This is a genomic window from Pseudogemmobacter blasticus (genome assembly GCF_003071405.1).
Taxonomy (GTDB): Bacteria; Pseudomonadota; Alphaproteobacteria; order Rhodobacterales; family Rhodobacteraceae; genus Pseudogemmobacter; species Pseudogemmobacter blasticus.
On record NZ_CP020470.1, the window covers coordinates 2,095,975 to 2,111,956 of the forward strand.

13 protein-coding genes are annotated in these 15,982 nt (G+C 67.1%); 3 read left to right on the top strand and 10 right to left on the bottom strand.

What is annotated here, in order from left to right:
- Positions 1 to 12: 12 nt before the first annotated feature.
- Positions 13 to 1,233, bottom strand: coding sequence for an MFS transporter (locus B6K69_RS10255; RefSeq protein ID WP_108643706.1), 1,221 nt, complete (start codon positions 1,231 to 1,233; stop codon positions 13 to 15).
- 93 nt (positions 1,234 to 1,326) lie between these two features.
- Between B6K69_RS10255 and B6K69_RS10260 the strand changes: the two genes are divergently transcribed.
- Positions 1,327 to 2,076, top strand: coding sequence for an SDR family NAD(P)-dependent oxidoreductase (locus B6K69_RS10260; protein ID WP_108643707.1), 750 nt, complete (start codon positions 1,327 to 1,329; stop codon positions 2,074 to 2,076).
- Positions 2,077 to 2,078: 2 nt separating this feature from the next.
- Here the strand turns inward: B6K69_RS10260 and hslU are convergent, their stop codons facing one another.
- On the bottom strand, positions 2,079 to 3,377 hold the full coding sequence (gene hslU / locus B6K69_RS10265) for an ATP-dependent protease ATPase subunit HslU (RefSeq protein WP_108643708.1): 1,299 nt from the start codon (positions 3,375 to 3,377) through the stop codon (positions 2,079 to 2,081).
- Positions 3,378 to 3,506: 129 nt separating this feature from the next.
- Between hslU and B6K69_RS10270 the strand changes: the two genes are divergently transcribed.
- Positions 3,507 to 4,109 (top strand): WYL domain-containing protein, encoded by a 603-nt coding sequence (locus B6K69_RS10270; protein WP_164681932.1) that lies wholly within the window; start codon positions 3,507 to 3,509, stop codon positions 4,107 to 4,109.
- Between the two features lie 12 nt (positions 4,110 to 4,121).
- On the opposite strand, the gene B6K69_RS10275 is transcribed toward B6K69_RS10270, so the two are convergent.
- A complete protein-coding gene (locus B6K69_RS10275; protein ID WP_108643710.1) occupies positions 4,122 to 5,195 on the bottom strand; it encodes a hypothetical protein in 1,074 nt (357 codons plus the stop codon).
- A gap of 62 nt (positions 5,196 to 5,257) precedes the next feature.
- Between B6K69_RS10275 and B6K69_RS10280 the strand changes: the two genes are divergently transcribed.
- On the top strand, positions 5,258 to 6,472 hold the full coding sequence (locus tag B6K69_RS10280; protein WP_108643711.1) for a glycosyltransferase: 1,215 nt from the start codon (positions 5,258 to 5,260) through the stop codon (positions 6,470 to 6,472).
- A 14-nt stretch (positions 6,473 to 6,486) separates the two neighbouring features.
- Here B6K69_RS10280 and hslV read toward each other — a convergent pair whose 3' ends face one another.
- From hslV to tsaE, 7 genes are all read right to left on the bottom strand, one after another.
- Positions 6,487 to 7,044 (bottom strand): ATP-dependent protease subunit HslV, encoded by a 558-nt coding sequence (gene hslV, locus B6K69_RS10285; protein WP_108643712.1) that lies wholly within the window; start codon positions 7,042 to 7,044, stop codon positions 6,487 to 6,489.
- A 99-nt stretch (positions 7,045 to 7,143) separates the two neighbouring features.
- Positions 7,144 to 7,470 carry a thioredoxin gene (gene trxA, locus B6K69_RS10290; RefSeq protein WP_107671758.1) on the bottom strand — a complete coding sequence of 109 codons (327 nt, stop codon included), beginning with the start codon at positions 7,468 to 7,470 and terminating at the stop codon, positions 7,144 to 7,146.
- A 58-nt stretch (positions 7,471 to 7,528) separates the two neighbouring features.
- Entirely contained in the window at positions 7,529 to 10,840 is a 3,312-nt protein-coding gene (addA, locus tag B6K69_RS10295; protein WP_108643713.1) for a double-strand break repair helicase AddA, read from the bottom strand.
- The gene (gene addB / locus B6K69_RS10300; protein WP_108643714.1) at positions 10,837 to 13,767 is read right to left on the bottom strand and encodes a double-strand break repair protein AddB; all 2,931 of its coding nucleotides are present in this window, start codon (positions 13,765 to 13,767) and stop codon (positions 10,837 to 10,839) included. Before addB ends, addA begins: the two co-directional genes overlap by 4 nt.
- The gene (locus B6K69_RS10305; RefSeq protein ID WP_108643715.1) at positions 13,767 to 14,462 is read right to left on the bottom strand and encodes a nucleotidyltransferase family protein; all 696 of its coding nucleotides are present in this window, start codon (positions 14,460 to 14,462) and stop codon (positions 13,767 to 13,769) included. The genes addB and B6K69_RS10305 overlap by 1 nt, the downstream gene beginning before the upstream one ends.
- Positions 14,444 to 15,457 (bottom strand): aminoglycoside phosphotransferase family protein, encoded by a 1,014-nt coding sequence (locus tag B6K69_RS10310; protein ID WP_108643716.1) that lies wholly within the window; start codon positions 15,455 to 15,457, stop codon positions 14,444 to 14,446. Before B6K69_RS10310 ends, B6K69_RS10305 begins: the two co-directional genes overlap by 19 nt.
- The gene (tsaE, locus tag B6K69_RS10315) at positions 15,454 to 15,927 is read right to left on the bottom strand and encodes a tRNA (adenosine(37)-N6)-threonylcarbamoyltransferase complex ATPase subunit type 1 TsaE (RefSeq protein ID WP_108643717.1); all 474 of its coding nucleotides are present in this window, start codon (positions 15,925 to 15,927) and stop codon (positions 15,454 to 15,456) included. Before tsaE ends, B6K69_RS10310 begins: the two co-directional genes overlap by 4 nt.
- Positions 15,928 to 15,982 lie beyond the last annotated feature (55 nt).

Below are 15,982 nucleotides of genomic sequence, written 5' to 3' on the forward strand. Positions count from 1 at the left end.
AGGACGCCCCGGTCAAGTGCGGCCAAATCCACCGGCAAAGCGCCGCAGACCAAAGGCCACCAGCCCTGCCGAAACCAGGGTGACCGCAGCCATCGCGCCCATCTGAGCATCAATCTCGATGCCACGGTCGATCAGTTCGCCCGCCAGCATCGGCCCGACAGCCGTGCCGAAAACCATGATCGCCCCGGTCAGCGCCCGGATCGCGCCCAGGTTCCGCGTGCCGTAGATCTCGGCCCAGAAGGCCATCAGCACCGTCGCCTGCGCGCCCGCCGTCAGACCCATCAAGGCCAGAACCGGACCGGCCCAGAACAGGCTCTGCACATTCGGGAACAGCAGCAGGAACGCGGCCAGCGGCAGGAGATACAGCGGCATCATCGGCCGGGTGCCGATCCTGTCCAGCGCCACGCCGGTGGCAAACATGCCCACAACCGCCGCCAGGGTGTAGAACGGCATCACCGTCAGCAGCCCCAGATGCGACCAACCCTTCACCTCGGCCAGATGGGCCTGATGGAAGAAGATCACCGTGATGAACATAGACGGAACCATCAGCGCCGGCAGCACGCACCAGAACAGTCCGTGATGCAGGGCTTCGGCCCGTGTCCAGTGCCGCGCCGCCAATCCGGCGCTGTCTTCGCCCGTCGCCATCTGCTGTGGTGTCCGCTCCAGCCGCAAAAGCCGCAGCAAGACCGGCAGGCTGACCAGAATCAGCCCCGCCGCCAGCACGAACAGCCAGCGCCACGGCACAACCGCCTTGGCGGCGGTAAAGGCCAGCGGCAGCACGATCTCGCCCACACTGAACCCCAGCGCGGCAATCGCCAGCGCCCGCCCCCGGCTGCCGACGAACCACCGGCTCATCGCCACGCCGGCGGCCTGCACCACCATGCCCTGCCCCAGGAACCGCAAGAGAAAGATCACCACCGGCAGCGTCACCACACTGGGATTCACCGCCATCAGCGCCGACGCGCCCGCCAACCCCAGCAGCGACACCACCCCGATTGTCCGCACACGGAACCTGTCCAGCAACGGCCCCGCCCAGACCATCGCAATCGCCCCGGCCACGGTAGACCCCGCGTAAAGTGTGGCCCAGCTTCCATGCGACAGCCCATATTCGGACCGGATCTCGGCGCCAAAGGGCGACAGGAAATAGGTCAGCACGAAGCTGGATAGCAACGAGAGCAGGAACCCCGCCAGAAGGAAGGGCGCATTGGCGCGCAGAAAGGCGAGAAAGGGCATGAGACAGACACTCCGCCGCCCGTTCTTTCACGCAGTCATGGAAAGCGAAAGGTCTGTCGGCTATGTGGGTTTCACCCCGCAGGAAAGGCCCGAATGATGACCCTCCCCCTCTCTGGCCAGACAGCGCTTGTTACAGGGGGCGCCCGTGGCATCGGGCTGGCCACCGTTTCCGCCTTGGCTGCCCTTGGTGCCCGCGTCACCTTCACCGCCCGCACCGAGGACAGTCTGGCCAGTGCCGAAGCCGCGCTGAACGGCGCAGGCACCGGCCTGCTGTGCGACATCACCAACCGCGCCCGGCTGGCTGAAATCACCGCAGCGGGCTTTGACATCCTGGTGAACAACGCGGCCGTCGTATCCCCCATCGGGCGCATCACCGATCTGACGCCCGAGGCGTTTTCCGCAAGCATAGAGACGAATCTGACCGCACAGTTCGATGCCATCCGCCTGTGCCTGCCGGCCATGACGGCACGCGGGCGGGGGGTGATCGTCAACGTGTCGTCCGGCGCGGCGCATCGCCCGCAGGAAGGCTGGGCCGCCTATTGCGCCGGCAAGGCGGGGCTGGCCATGCTGACCAAATCGGTCCATCTGGAATATGCGCCGCTGGGCATCCGGGTCTACGGGCTTGCCCCCGGCGTAGTGGATACCGACATGCAGGGGGCCATCCGCGCCTCGGGCATCAACCAGGTGTCGCAACTGCCGCGCAGCGCGCTGGCCCCTACCGATCAACCCGCCCGCTGCATTGCCTGGCTGTGCACCACCGCCGCCGCAGACCGCGCAGGGCAAGAGCTGGATCTCCGCGATCCGGCCCTGCGCGCCGATTGTGGCCTGCCGCCGCTGGCCTGATCTTAAAGGACGTAGCGCGAAATATCGGCCGACCGCGCCAGCGCGCCGACGTTCTTTTCGACAAACACCTCGTCCACTACCACCTCTTCCCCGCCCCGGTCAGGGGCGGTGAAGGACAGCTCCTCGAACACCCGCTCCATCACGGTATAAAGCCGCCGCGCCCCGATATTCTCGACGCTGCGGTTCACCTCGGCGGCGATGCTGGCAATCGCCGCGATGCCGCCTTCGGTAAAGCGCACCGCCACCTCTTCCGTACCCATCAGGCCGGAATACTGCCGTGTCAGCGCATTGTCGGTTTCGGTCAGGATGCGAACGAAATCCGCCTCGCTGAGCGGACCCAGCTCAACCCGGATCGGCAATCGCCCCTGCAATTCGGGCAGCAGGTCCGACGGCTTGGCAATATGGAACGCCCCGCTGGCGATGAACAGGATATGGTCGGTCTTGACCGGCCCATATTTGGTGGAAACCGTCGTTCCCTCGATCAGTGGCAGAAGATCGCGCTGCACGCCTTCGCGGCTGACATCGGCGCCGCGCGTTTCGGCCCGGGCGCAGATCTTGTCGATCTCGTCCAGGAAGACGATGCCGTTTTCCTGCACCGCCTCAAGCGCCGCCGCGCGCACCGCCTCGTCATCCAGCAGCTTGTCGGCCTCTTGCCCAAGCAGCACGTCGAAACTTTGCGCCACCGTCATCCGCTTGCGGCTGCCGCGTGACCCGAAGGCCTTGAACAGATCCTGCAACCCCTGCATCTGCATTTCCATGCCGGGCGCGCCGCCCATCATCGGCATCTGCGGCGCGGCATCGACAACCTCGATCTCGATCATCGTGTCGTCCAGCTCGCCCCGCTTGAGCTTGCCCCGGAACATCTCGCGCGTGGCATCGCGCGCATCGGTCCCGGCCAGCGCCTCGATCACCCGGTCCTCGGCGGCACGGCGGGCGCGGTCGCGCACCTCGTCGCGCATCCGGGCGCGGGTGTCGTTCAGACCCACGTCCACCAGATCTCGGATGATGCTGTCCACATCGCGCCCGACATAGCCCACCTCGGTGAACTTGGTCGCCTCGACCTTCAGGAACGGCGCCCTGGCCAGACGGGCCAGACGGCGGCTGATCTCGGTCTTGCCCACGCCGGTTGGTCCGATCATCAGGATGTTCTTCGGATAAACCTCATCGCGCAGGTCATCGGCCAGCCGCTTCCGCCGCCAGCGGTTGCGCAAGGCCACCGCCACGGCGCGCTTGGCCTCTTTCTGGCCGATGATGAAGCGGTCCAGCTCGGACACGATCTCGCGCGGGGTCAGGTCGGTCATGCTCGCTCCTGTGACGGTTCTGCACCACTTAAAGACGGCCCGCCCGCGTTTCAAGCAAGCGGCTGGACAACAGGCCATCGCACGCGCATGGCCGTCGCCCTTTTCCATTGTGCCACAAGGACCATGGCCATGTACCCCGCCCGCTCGTCCGGTCTCTTTCGCCTGACCCGCCGCGCCCTTGGGCTGCGGGTGATGGGTGGGGCGATGGTGGCCGTGGCCGGCCCCGTTACCGCCCCGGCCCAGACCGCCCCTGACCCCGATCTGCGCGATGCCGCGCTGCGCGGCTTGGCGCTGGCCATGCACCGCGGCGACCCGGTGGCTGCCGCCGCGGCGCGGGCAGCCATGGAGCGCCTGGCAGCAACAGACCCCGAAGGCGCCTTGCTGGCGCGGCTTTACTGTGCGCTCGATGTGCGGCCGTCGACTTTCTACAGGGTAGACATGCCGCCGGCCTCGGCAGACGACCTTGCGCTGCTGCACCGGGCGATCGGGGCCTCGCAGCCGGTCTTCTTTGCCTATACCGACCTTTCGGATCAGCCGTCGCAGCGCAGCGTGTTGCCGCTGGCGCTAGTTCATCCGCCGCAGGGGGTAAAGCTTCTGGCCTGGTGCACCGAGCGTCAGGGCTATCGACAGTTCTTCGTACGCGCCATGCACGATCTGGCAACCTGCTCTGGCAGTTTCGTCGACCAGCGTCTGACGCTTTTGCAAGGGCTGGTCGAAAAGGAAGGAGCCTGATCCGTCATACCCCTATTCGGGCCTCGCATAGGGCGGCAGGCGGTGCTTGCCGGGAAAGTCTGGCAGCGCCTTCATCACGAAGGCCCGCAGTTGCACCCACCAGGTGCCTATGGCGGTGATCAGCGACCCCAGCACGATCAGAACGAAGATCCAGGTTCCGAAATCACCGCTGTCACCGGCAACCCAACTGATGACCAGCGCGATATAGGCAATCGCCGCCGTCAGGAAAGACCGACGGTCGATCACCAGCGCCAGCATGGTGATCACAAACAGAGCCAGCGACAGAAGCGCGATTCCGGTGCCGCCACCGCTGTTCAGCAGCGTGACCGCAACCGTGTTCACCAGCGCGGGTGCGGCCAGCAGATGGCACCAGAAGGCGGTTGCCGCGTGCCGGCCCAGACGGTGCGGATCGCGGGTGTCAAACCACATGCCCACCAGAAAGGCCCCGATGCCGAACAGCAGCGTCGCGGTGGCGAAGGCCGGGCTTTCCGTCAGGTCGAACAGCCGGTCCCAGCCATTGCCGCCAGACGCCAGCGCGATCAGGTTCGCTGTTGATGCCGTGATCGCATAGATCATGCCCAGCACAAGAAGCCCGGTCAGGAACGCCGCGAAGGGCAGCTTGAACCGGCGATACCACAGCAGCATACCCGCAGCCGACAGGGCAAAGGCCAGCACCCCGACCATCCGTTCATCCAGGCCGCTCTGGCCCAGCAGGGTGACGATAAAGATCATCAGCCCGGCCCCGAACGCGCTGGCCAGCACCATTGACGGCAGCGTCATTCGCCGGCGCAGGGTGAAATAGCCCGCCCACCACCAGGCAATCGCTGCCGTGATCAGCGGCACCGCCACCAGCAGGCCGAAACCACCGAACCATGTCAGCATCAGGGAAACGCCGGTCAGCAGGATCACCAGACCGATCGAGATGAAGATCTCGGAGAAGCCGCGGAAGAACTCGAACGGTTCATCCTCGGCCTGCATGGCGGCGCGGCGGCCCGACCGGCTGTCGGCCAGCGCAGTGATCGAGGCGGCCTGCGCCTCGGTGACAAGGCCCGCGGCAACGGCGGCGCGAAGGTCTTCGGGAGTCATGGGTTTTCCTTGACAGGGGAAGGGACGGCTGACCACATGACGCCCGGCATGGGGGTCGGGTGATGTCTGCCAGAGCAATCGTTTTGGGGTTCACCACGAATTACGCCTTCGCTGCGGGGGCGCTTCTGGCGTCGACCCTGGCGCGCGACCCGGCCTTCGATGCGACCGTGGTGATCTATCACGACGGGTTGCCCGAAGATCAGCAGACCGCCTTCCTGCGGCTGTGGCCGCGCTGCCGGTTTTTGCCCTTCACCGCAGCCGATGTGGCGAAACGGCTGGGGGTCACGGTCGATGACGCGCGGGTTGCGCCCTATCTGGCCCATTTCAGCCCGCTTGTGCTGACCAAGCTGGAACTGCCCGCCCTGCTGGACGAGTACGAGCGCGTCATCTGGCTGGACGCCGACATTCTGGTGCGCGGGCCGCTGGCGCCGCTGTGGGATTTCGACTGTCTGGCCTGGCGCCCCTTGCCCGAAGGCGCCTTCGCGCGGCGCGAGAAGGTGCTGTCGGTGTTCCGTCACCTTGACCTTGATCCCGCTGTTCCCTTGCTGAACGGCGGTGTGATCGGCGTATCGCGCAGGTTCCTGGAGCGGGGCGGTTCGGTCGAACTGATTCACAGGATGGCGGCGCACCTTGTGGAACAGGCCCCCCCGTCGCAGATTGCCGAAATGCCCTGGTATCTGGCCGCCGCCAGCCTGCATCTGCCCGTCACTGCCTGGCCGATGCGGTTCAACCACCCGGTCATGACAGGCGGGGTCGAAGATGCGCTTCTGGTTCATGCCATCGGGCCGCACAAGTTCTGGAACGCGACCCCGCTCATGCAGCTTTTCCCGGACTGGGCCACGCATCAGGCGACCTGGGTCGTCTGCGGGGGCCAGCCTTACGCCGGCCCACTGACGCTTGCCGAGGCCCATCCCGCCGAAGCCGCCGAAGTGCTGAAGGCCGCCGACGCGCGCACCTATTGGCTGACGGTCTTTGCCGATCTGCGCGCCGCGCTGCCACGGGGCATGGTCGCGGACCTGCGGCATGACCGCAAGTTCCTGCGGCTTTTCCTGCACGGCCGCCCCGAGGAACAGCACCTTCGGCTGCTGCGCCTGTCGAATGAACAGCGGATGGGGCTGGAGGTGCATCTTCCCCGGGCCCTGAGAGCCGAGGTGCTTGATACCCTTGCCGGTGCCATCAAGGGCGCCAGACGGGAAGGCGACCGAGCCCTGTCGGTTCCGATTGCACAGATCGGGCAGGCGCTTGCCGCCGCCGATGCCGTGATCCCGGACGCCTGACAAGCGCAGTCCTGTCATGCGGTGATCCGCTCGACCGTCAGATTGCCGTTGGTATAGACACAGATGTCGGCAGCAATCGCCATGGCCTTGCGCGCCACGGCCTCGGCGGGCAGATCGGTTTCCATCAGCCCGCGCGCCGCGGCCAGCGCGAAGTTGCCGCCCGATCCGATGGCGGCGATGTCATGTTCCGGCTCCAGCACATCGCCCGCGCCGGTGATCACGAACAGCGCCGCGCCATCGGTAACGATCAGCATGGCCTCAAGGTTGCGCAGGTACTTGTCCATGCGCCAGTCCTTGGCCAGATCGACACAGGCCCGCGCCAACTGCCCCGGGGCGGCCTCCAGCTTCTTCTCCAGCCGCTCCAGCAGGGTGAAGGCATCCGCCGTGCTGCCGGCAAAGCCGCAGACCACATCCTTGCCGCCGGGCGACAGCCGCCGCACCTTGCGGGCCGTGCCCTTGATGACGGTCTGGCCCAGACTTACCTGCCCGTCGCCGGCCACCACCACCTCACCGCCCCGGCGCACCGCCAGGATCGTGGTTCCATGCCAGCCGGGAAACTTGTCGTCGGCCATCTGTCTCTCCGTCGTTTCGCTGCCCAATATGGCGGCGGCAGGCGCAAAACAAAAGGGCGGCCCTTCCAGACCGCCCCTTGCTCTTGACGCAGGCGAAAATCAGATCGCCGACTTGATCCAGTTGTCCAGCGCGGCCTTGGGCGCGGCGCCAACCTTGTTCGACACGACCTGACCGTCCTTGAACAGGAACAGCGACGGTATGCCCCGCACACCCAGAACCGCCGGGCTTTCCGGGTTCTCGTCCACGTTCACCTTCACGATCTTGACCTTGCCGGCGTATTCCGCCGCCAGTTCTTCCAGCGCAGGGCCAATCTGCCGGCAGGGGCCGCACCATTCGGCCCAGAAATCCACCACCACCGGCACGTCCGACTTGCGGACTTCGGCATCAAAGGTGGCATCGGTGACGGCGACGGTGGCAGCGCCCATGGCGGTTCTCCTGAGGGGATTTGTCGGTTATCGAAGGTATGGACCGGGCCGGGAATCGTCAAGGGATAGCGGCCCGGCCCAGCGCAGCCCTCACGATATCGAGAGAGAGCGGCATCAGCACCGGCCCGTGTGTCCACAGGATCGCGGTCTCGATCCGGCGGTCGGGGTAGATGGCGTGCAGCGCGTGGGCATAGGCCCCCAACTGCCGCAAATAGGCTTCGGGCACCTCTTCAGGGCGGACCGGAATCCGCCGGTTCGATTTGTAGTCGATGGCGGTCACCACATCAGGGGTCACCACCAGCCGGTCGATGCTGCCCGCCAGAACCGCCCCGTTCCACGGCGCGGAAACCGCCACCTCGGCCAGCGTTCCGGGCTGAAACAGCCATGTCAGAGACGGTTCCGACAGGATCGCCGTCGCCTCGTCCAGAACATCAAGCGCGCCGATCTGTTCTGCCAGCGCCGCCCAGTCGGCCTGCGGCAGGCCCGGCAGATGCTCCAGCAGCAGGTGCAGCAGACTGCCCCGCAACACGGGATCATAGCCCGGGGCATCCAGCGGTTCGCCCGCCACCACCTTCTCACCGCCCAGCGCCGAAGGCGAAACCTCGGCCAACGGCGCAGGGGGCGGTGACGCTGCAACCAGCGCCCAATCAGGTGCGGCAATCTCTGGCTTGGCCCGCACAGGCGCGGGGGCATCCGTGGGCCAGTGCCCCACCTGCAACCGCCGCACGCCTTCGGCCAGGGGCTGAAGCGGCAGGGTCGCGGCGCCCCGTTCGACCATTCCATACCACGATTCGGGGCCACATTCGCCCGCCGCCGCCACGATCAGCCAGCTTTTTGCCCGTGTCAGTGCCACATACAGCAGCCGCAGGTTCTCGGCCTTGCGGGCGGCGCTGCGCTCGGCCTTGGCCGCGGCCACCACGGCGGGGTTCTCCTCCTTGCGCCCGGCCCAGACCGGCACGCCGTCCGCCACCAGCAGGACCGCATCGCGGTCGTCCAGACGGCGGTCGGCGGTATCGGGCAGAATGACAATCGGCGCCTCAAGACCCTTGGCCCCGTGCACCGTCATCACCCGGATCAGCCCCCCCTCGGCCTCTGGCCGGCGCTTCACCTCAACCTCGCCCGCCTGCATCCAGGCCAGGAAGCCGGTCAGCGACGGCACCTCGCTGCGTTCATAGGCCAGGGCCTGGGCCTGCAACTCGTCCAGCGCCTCGGCGGCCTCGGCACCCATCCGGCCCAGGATCATTGGCCGCCGCCCGTGCCGTGTCACCACCCGGTCGATCAGTTCATAGGGCCGCAGGAACTCGGCCCGGTTGCGCAGGTCATGCAGGACGGCGACGGTTTCAACCTCGGCCGGGTCATTGCGCAATGCTTCCCAGAGATAGCCTTTGCGGCTCTGGGCAAGCCGGAACAGCCGCTTTTCCGACCAGCCGAACAGCGGCGACCGCAGCGCTGTTGCCAGCGCCAGATCGTCCTCGGGTGTGTTCAGGAAGGCCAGCAGCGACAGGATGTCCCGCACCGCCAGATCGTCGGTCAGGATCAGGCGGTCTGCCCCGGCGATCGGCAGGTTGGCCGCCTTGCAGGCGCGGATGATTTCGGCGAACACCTCCTTGCGGCGTTGCACAAGGATCAGGAAATCCCCGGCCTGCACCGGGCGGAAGGTGCCGGCTTTCGGGTCATCCGGGATTTGAACCCCGGTTTCGATCATCGTGGCAATCTGCCCGGCAATCCGGCGGGCCAGAACAACCGTCGCGTCGTTCTCGGCCATCAGGTCAACGGGTTCGTACCAGGCGCCTTCCTCGGGCTTCTCGGGCGGGGGTTCGGAAGGCCAGATGTCGACCCGGCCCGGCAAATCTTCGTGAAAGGCCAGATGCCGGAACGCACCGCCCAGCGGTTCAGAGGCGGGGCCGTCAAAACAGCGATCCACCAGCTCCAGGATCGCGCGGGACGAGCGGAACGAATGTTGCAGGGGCAACTGCTGCAACGGTGCCTTGGCGGCGTTGAACCGGCCCGAAAACTTGCCCTTCACGTCGTCAAAGGCCGCCACATCTGCGCCTTGGAACGAGTAGATCGACTGTTTCTTGTCGCCCACCACGAACAGCGACCGGGGCACCCGCCGCGCGCCTTCGCCGGCGGTGAATTCCTGCGTCAGCGCCTCGATGATGCGCCACTGGCCGGGGCTGGTATCCTGCGCCTCGTCCACCAGAACGTGGTCAAGGTTGCCATCCAGCCGGAACAATACCCAGGGCGCGACCAGAGGGTCGGTCAGCAGATCGGTTGCGCGCAGGATCAGATCGTCGAAATCCAGCCAGCCCCGGGCAGATTTCGCAGCCTCATACCGGCGCAGGAAGGCCCGGGCAAAACGATGCAGCCGCACGGCCGCCTCGGCCGCCTCAAGCGCCATGCGCAAAGGTCGGGCAGATTCGACCCGCACCATCAGGTTCTCCAGCGCGGCCCTGTGGGCAACAATGGCTTCGGCCGTCTTCTTGGTCGGGAAAGACCCTATCTTGGCCGAATAAGGCGCCTTGGCACCGGCGCCGGTCAGCAGCAGCCCTTCAAGACCCCGCAAGGCTGCAAGCGAGGGCAGTGGCGGCAGGGTTTCGACCACACCCGCGGCTTTCGTGTCGGTCACCGTGCCGCTTTTCAGCGCCGGCAGGATCGCCGCCAGCAGCGTCGCTTCGCTGCCCAGAAACACCTGCGCCAGCAAGGCAGCACTGTCCAGCCCCTTGGGCAGGCCAAAGGATGCGCGCAGCGCCGCCTCGTCCAACCGGCCCTCAAAAGCCGTCTTTCGGCCGATGACCGCCCGCGCCAGCGCATCAAGGTCTTCGCCGGAATCTTCAAGAACCGTCTCTAACAAGGCAGAATCCGGCCCTTCGGCCATGGCGTCCAGCACATCCGCCCGCAGTTGGGCGGCGCTGCGGTCGTCAATCTCCTGAAAGCCCGGCGATACGCCCGCTTCCAGCGGGAACCGCCGCAGCAGGCTGCCGGCAAAGCTGTGGATGGTCTGGATGCGGATACCACCCGGGGTTTCGATGGCACGGGCAAACAACTGCCGCGCCAGACGCAACTGTTCGGGCGGCAGGTCACCTTCGCCCAGGTCGGCCAGACTGTCGCGCAGCGGCCCTTCCGGGGCCATCGCCCATTCACCCAACCGCTTGAACAGCCGGTTCTGCATCTCGGCCGCCGCCGCCTTTGTATAGGTCAGGCAAAGAATGTTCTGCGGATCAACCCCGCGCAGCAGCAGCCGCGCCACCCGGTCGGTCAGAACCCGCGTCTTGCCCGATCCGGCATTGGCCACCAGCCAGACGTTGTCATCCGGATTGGCAGCCGCGATCTGGGCCAGCGAGGCGTCGGAAGGAACAGGCCGGTTCATGGCACATCCTCGGGCACCGGGGCATCGGTCGCATCCCATTCACCGTGGCGGGCCAGATCGTCATAATCGCCCGGCCATTTCACCTCGAACACCGCCCGGCGCGAGGTATATCCCCGCCCCGGCTCGGCCCAGGCGTGCAACAGCAACAGCAGTTCATCGCGCGTGGCGGCAATCAACTCGGGCGTCATCACGGTGCGTTCCGCCTTCAGGTCGGCTCCAAGGCCCTGATAGACAATCTCGCGCACCTCGGCACCGGCCACCTGCGGAAAGGCCCCCATATCCGCCATCACCGCCGCCAGCAGCAACTGCTTGGCGAAATACCTCTGCTCTTTCTCGCCGGGCGGCTTGCCGGTCTTGTAATCGACGATCCGCAGGCTGCCATCGGGCAACAGGTCAATCCGGTCAGGTTTACCGACCAGCGTGAAAGGCGGATGGGCGAAGGTGGCCGTATGTTTCTCTTCCAGCAGCACCGGCGTGCCACCCTCACGCGCCAGCGCCTCGACAAAGGGCCGCGCGATCCGCGCCAGACGCCCGCGCCAGACCGTCCGCGCCACCGGCCAGGGCACATCCTGCGCCAGCACCGTATCGGCCACATCCAGCAGACGCGCCACCGCCGCCTCGGGGTCTGCGGGCAGCGGGCCAGCCTTCAGCAGCGTCTCCATCACCTTGTGCACCACTTCGCCGCGCAGGCGGGCGTCGGCGTCGGCCCGCAGTGGCGACAGCGGATGCAGCTTCAGCAGATGCTTGGCATAAATGGCGTAGGGGTCGCGGATCAGCCGCTCGATTTCGGTCAGCGACAGCCGTGCCGGGCGCAGCGCAACCGGCGGGCGCGGCGCGGGTCGCGCCGCAGGGGCGGAAGGAAGCGGCCGCTCCACCGCCACCGCCTGCGCCAGCAGATCGGCCCCCCGCGCCCGCATCTGTGCAAGCGCATCGGGGCCGCCACCGTCAGGCAGGCCGGCCAGCAGGTTGACCAGCCGGTTCAGCCAGCGCGATGGAACCGTCTCGGCTTCGGCATCGCGCAGGGCGCGGCTCAGCACCACCTGCGGCGCGGCAGCGGCCATCTGGTAATCATGCGCCGCCAGACCGATCCGCCGCTCCGGCAGCAAAAGGCCCGCCTCGGCCCGCATCTTGCGGTTCAGCCAGGGGTCGGGGCCGGGCTGGCCCGGCCAGATGCCTTCGTTCAGCCCGGCCAGAATCACCAGATCGGCACCCTGAATTCGCGCTTCTTGCGGGCCAAGGATCTGCACGCGCTCATCCGTCAGCACCGCGTCACGCACGGCGCGTCGGGCCAGAACGCCATCCAGCAGCGCGGGGTAATCCAGCGGTGACAGGACAAAGCCTTCGGGCGCCTCGGCCTGAAACTCGGTCATCGCCAGCAACGCCTCGATCCCGGCGGCCTTGTCCCAGGGCACCTCACCCGCAGCGGCCCAATCGGTGCCGCGTGCCAAAGCCTCGGTCACCGCCCTGTGGCGGGCGATCATGGCGGGCAGCGGGGCCTCTGCCGTGTCAGAAAGCGTCTCTAACACGGCGCAAAGTGCCCTTGCCCAATCCGGTGCCAAGACCTCTTTCCGCCCCGCCGCCCAGGCCGTCAGGAAAGCAATGTCGGGAAAGGCCGGGCCGTTGCGGCGCAGTTCCAGTTCCAGATCGCGGGTCAACAGAAGATGCGGCCCGCGGTCGGCGCCGGCAAAGGCCAGCGGATGTTTCAACAGCGCCAGCAGATCCGCCCCTGCCAGCCGCCGCCCCATCGCCCGCGCCGTCAGCCGTAACAGCCGGCCAGGTGGCGTATGCGGCAAAGGTTGACCAGCCGAGTCATCCGGCAGCACGCCCCAGCGGTCCAGCGCGGCACTGACGCGGCGGGTCAGATCACGGTCGGGGCTGATCAGCGCCACGCTCTGCCCTTCCTCAACCGCCTGTCGCAGCCGCAGGGCGATGGCCATCGCCTCGGCCTGCGGGGTGGGTGCTTCAAGCAGGGTCAACGCGGCTGTGGCGGCAGACAGCCCCGGAAGGGCTCCGCCTTCCGTAATCCACTGGTCGGTAACCGGGGCCGGCCGCAGCGACAGCGACAAAAGCCGGTTCCGGGCCGGATCTGGCGCAGCGCCGGTGGTCCATTCCGACACATCGCGGGGGGCGACCTTCAGCAGCGCCATCAGCCGGCGATGGCGGAACTGCGGGTGATCCTCGTGCGCCATGGCATCAGCCATGCTGTCCCAAACCTGTTCCGGCAGATCGAAATCATGCCCCGGCAGGACCAGCGCGCCCTGGGGCAACCGCACCACAGCCTGCATCAACAGGGCGGTTGTGCCGCGCGATCCGGTCGAACCCGCAACGATCACCGGGTCGGCCGGCGGCCGAGATTGCCAGCCCTCGATCAGCCGCAATGTCGCGGCGCGCAGGCGCGCTTCGGCATCCGGGCGGGCATCGGCATCGAAGAACCGCTCAACCAGCGACAGGAACCGCTGGCTACGCGCCCAATGCGCCGCGTGGCCTTCAACATCCAGGGCAGCCACTGCCTCGGGGTCCACGCCTTCGGCGCGCATCTCGTCCATCAGGGCGGCCAGACTGTCGGCCAGATCGAACAGCGCCCCGCGCGGGGCCAAAGACGGATCGGCCCGCAGCATCCGGTCAATCAGCACCACAAGCTCCAGCCGCCGCCCCAGACCGGAAACCGCTGGTTCGGCGCCGCAAAGCAGCGGATCACCACCCAGTTCGGTAACCAGACGCAGCCGCGGCAGCAGCGTTGCGCCGCGCGCGGTCAGGCAGGCCCGCAACCGCCGGCGCATCCGCTGGGTGTTCAGGAACACCGTGACCCGGGCCAGCGCCTCGGGCGGCTGCCCCTCCAGACGTTGCAACAGCCCATCGGCCAGCCGTGCCGGGAAATCGGCGCCGGGTGGCAGGCCAAAGACATGCGGGCCCGGGCCTGCGAACATCAGCCCCCCTCCCGCAGCATCGCCTCGGCTTCGGCCAGCCCTTCGGGGCTGCCCACATCGCACCAGTCTCCGGCATAGGGCAAGGCATAGGCCCGCCCTTCGGCAATCATCCGGTCCCAAAGGCGGTTCAGCGAGAAAACAGGCTCTGTTATGGCTGAAAGCGCATCTGTTCGCAAAATCTGCGCACCCAGATACAGGCTGCCCGTCTCATCCACGGCGCGGGTGATCCGGCCTTCCGCATCCAACCGGAAATCGGCCTTGCCGCTGCGCCCGCGCACCTGCGCCCGGTCCTTGACCAGAAGCAGCGCATCCATCCGGTCACCCTCCCAGGCCTTGGCCAGCAGCGACAGCGGGTTCGGCCCGCGCCAGACGGCATCGGGGTTCAGTGTCATCACCGGCCCCGGCCCCAGCGTCGGCAACGCTGCACGCAAGCCGCCGCCGGTATCCAGAATGGCGGCACGTTCATCACTGATCTGCACCCCCGGTCGCCCGGCCAGATGGTCGATGATCTGGCCACCCAGGTAATGCACATTCACCACCACCGGCGCACAAGCCGCGTCCTCGGCCAGCTTCAGCGCCCGGTCCAGCAGCGTTTCGCCCAGAACGGGAACCAGCGGCTTGGGCCGGATGGCCGTCAGTTCGCGCATACGGGTGCCGAAACCCGCAGCGAACAGCATCAGCGGGAAGGGGCGCATTGGGCACGAATCCGGGTCAGCGTTTCAGGGGTGGGGGGCGGCAACAGACCACCGCACAGGTCGCGCAGTCCGTGCAGTGCCGGGTGCGAAAGGTTGCGCTGCAACTGCCCCCAGACCCGGGGCACGAAATCAAGATAGCCGGGCTTGCCATCCACCAGACAGAGGCGCGCGAAGATGCCCAGAATCCGCAGCGCGCGCAGTGCCCCCAGCGTGGCATAGGCCGGCGACAGATCGGCCACCGTCAACCCCAGCCCCCGCGCCATCCGCGCCACGCCCTCAGTTTCAACCTCGGGCGCCACATCGCGCCGCGCGTCCTGCAACAACGACACAAGGTCATAGGCCGGTTGCCCCATCTGCGCCTGCTGAAAATCCAGCAGCCCCACCCGCGCCAGCCCGCGCCGATCGGGCAGCCAAAGCAGGTTTCCGGCGTGATAGTCCCGCAGGATCAGGATGCGCGGCCCGTCGGCATGGGTCTGCAACAACGTGGTCAGGGCGGCATGAAAGTCGTCGCCATCCGGCACGGCCCCGGTCGCGGCGCGCGCGTAGAAATCAAGCACGAAGCCCGCCGATCGCGCCCAGTCTTCGGCGGAAAGATCAGGCACCGGGGCTGGCGGCGCGGCCCGTTGCAGGTGAAGCAGCACTTCAACCGCCTCGGCATAGAGCGGGGCTTCCTGCGCCGGATCCTTCGCCACCGCTGCCGTGTAAAGGTTGTCGCCCAGATCTTCGAGCAAAAGGAAACCCTGGGCGGGTTCGGCAGCCAGAATCTTCGGCGCGGAAAGCCCGATGGCCGTCAGATGCGCGTCGATGCGCAGGAAATCCTGCACATCATCGCCAGCGCCGGGCGGGCTGTCCATCAGCACGGCACGATCCGCGCCCTGTTCCAGCCGTTCATAGCGCCGGGCCGAAGCATCACCAGCCAGATGCCGCCGTACCGCCGCGCCCCAACCGGCCTGCCGCAGGAATAGTGTCTTGGCGGCTTCGCGGTCGCGGGTCATGAATTTGTGCCTTGTTCAAGCGCAGCCAGAATCTGCGCGGGCGCGTGGGCAAGACGCACCCGCCGACCGTCGCCTTCAATGGTCAGGGTCAGCCGCATCGCGTTGCCGGGCGCGCGTGAGCCCAGCCGGTCGGGCCATTCCACCAGCACGATGTCGCGCCCCATCGCCTCGGTCAGGCCCAGTTCATCAACCTCATGCCCGCCGGTCAGCCGATAAAGGTCGGCGTGCCAGATTTCGCACTCTGGCCCGTCATAGGTTTGCACCAGCGTGAAGGTGGGCGACGGCACCTCGGTCGCCGCGCCACACAGCGCCCGGATTGCCGCGCGGGCGATGTGCGATTTGCCGGCGCCGACAGGACCATCCAGCAAGACCGTATCGCCGGGGCGCAGGGCATGGCCCAGGGTTGCGCCAAAGCGGCGGGAAACCTCTTCATCGGGAAGGTGAAATTCGGGCGGAGCATCGGCAGGCATGGGCCGAGTCTAGCCGGGCCAAACGCAAGACGAAAGCCCGGCGCAAGGCTGATAT

What these genes read in the sequence shown, in the direction of transcription:
- B6K69_RS10270 (WP_164681932.1), top strand. Translation starts at nt 3,507, where the DNA reads ATGTACCCCGCCCGCTCGTCCGGTCTCTTTCGCCTGACCCGCCGCGCC.
- trxA (WP_107671758.1), bottom strand. Translation starts at nt 7,470, where the DNA reads ATGGGCGCTGCCACCGTCGCCGTCACCGATGCCACCTTTGATGCCGAA.
- B6K69_RS10275 (WP_108643710.1), bottom strand. Translation starts at nt 5,195, where the DNA reads ATGACTCCCGAAGACCTTCGCGCCGCCGTTGCCGCGGGCCTTGTCACC.
- hslU (WP_108643708.1), bottom strand. Translation starts at nt 3,377, where the DNA reads ATGACCGACCTGACCCCGCGCGAGATCGTGTCCGAGCTGGACCGCTTC.
- B6K69_RS10255 (WP_108643706.1), bottom strand. Translation starts at nt 1,233, where the DNA reads ATGCCCTTTCTCGCCTTTCTGCGCGCCAATGCGCCCTTCCTTCTGGCG.
- B6K69_RS10260 (WP_108643707.1), top strand. Translation starts at nt 1,327, where the DNA reads ATGATGACCCTCCCCCTCTCTGGCCAGACAGCGCTTGTTACAGGGGGC.
- addA (WP_108643713.1), bottom strand. Translation starts at nt 10,840, where the DNA reads ATGAACCGGCCTGTTCCTTCCGACGCCTCGCTGGCCCAGATCGCGGCT.
- addB (WP_108643714.1), bottom strand. Translation starts at nt 13,767, where the DNA reads ATGTTCGCAGGCCCGGGCCCGCATGTCTTTGGCCTGCCACCCGGCGCC.
- tsaE (WP_108643717.1), bottom strand. Translation starts at nt 15,927, where the DNA reads ATGCCTGCCGATGCTCCGCCCGAATTTCACCTTCCCGATGAAGAGGTT.
- B6K69_RS10280 (WP_108643711.1), top strand. Translation starts at nt 5,258, where the DNA reads ATGTCTGCCAGAGCAATCGTTTTGGGGTTCACCACGAATTACGCCTTC.
- hslV (WP_108643712.1), bottom strand. Translation starts at nt 7,044, where the DNA reads ATGGCCGACGACAAGTTTCCCGGCTGGCATGGAACCACGATCCTGGCG.
- B6K69_RS10310 (WP_108643716.1), bottom strand. Translation starts at nt 15,457, where the DNA reads ATGACCCGCGACCGCGAAGCCGCCAAGACACTATTCCTGCGGCAGGCC.
- B6K69_RS10305 (WP_108643715.1), bottom strand. Translation starts at nt 14,462, where the DNA reads ATGCGCCCCTTCCCGCTGATGCTGTTCGCTGCGGGTTTCGGCACCCGT.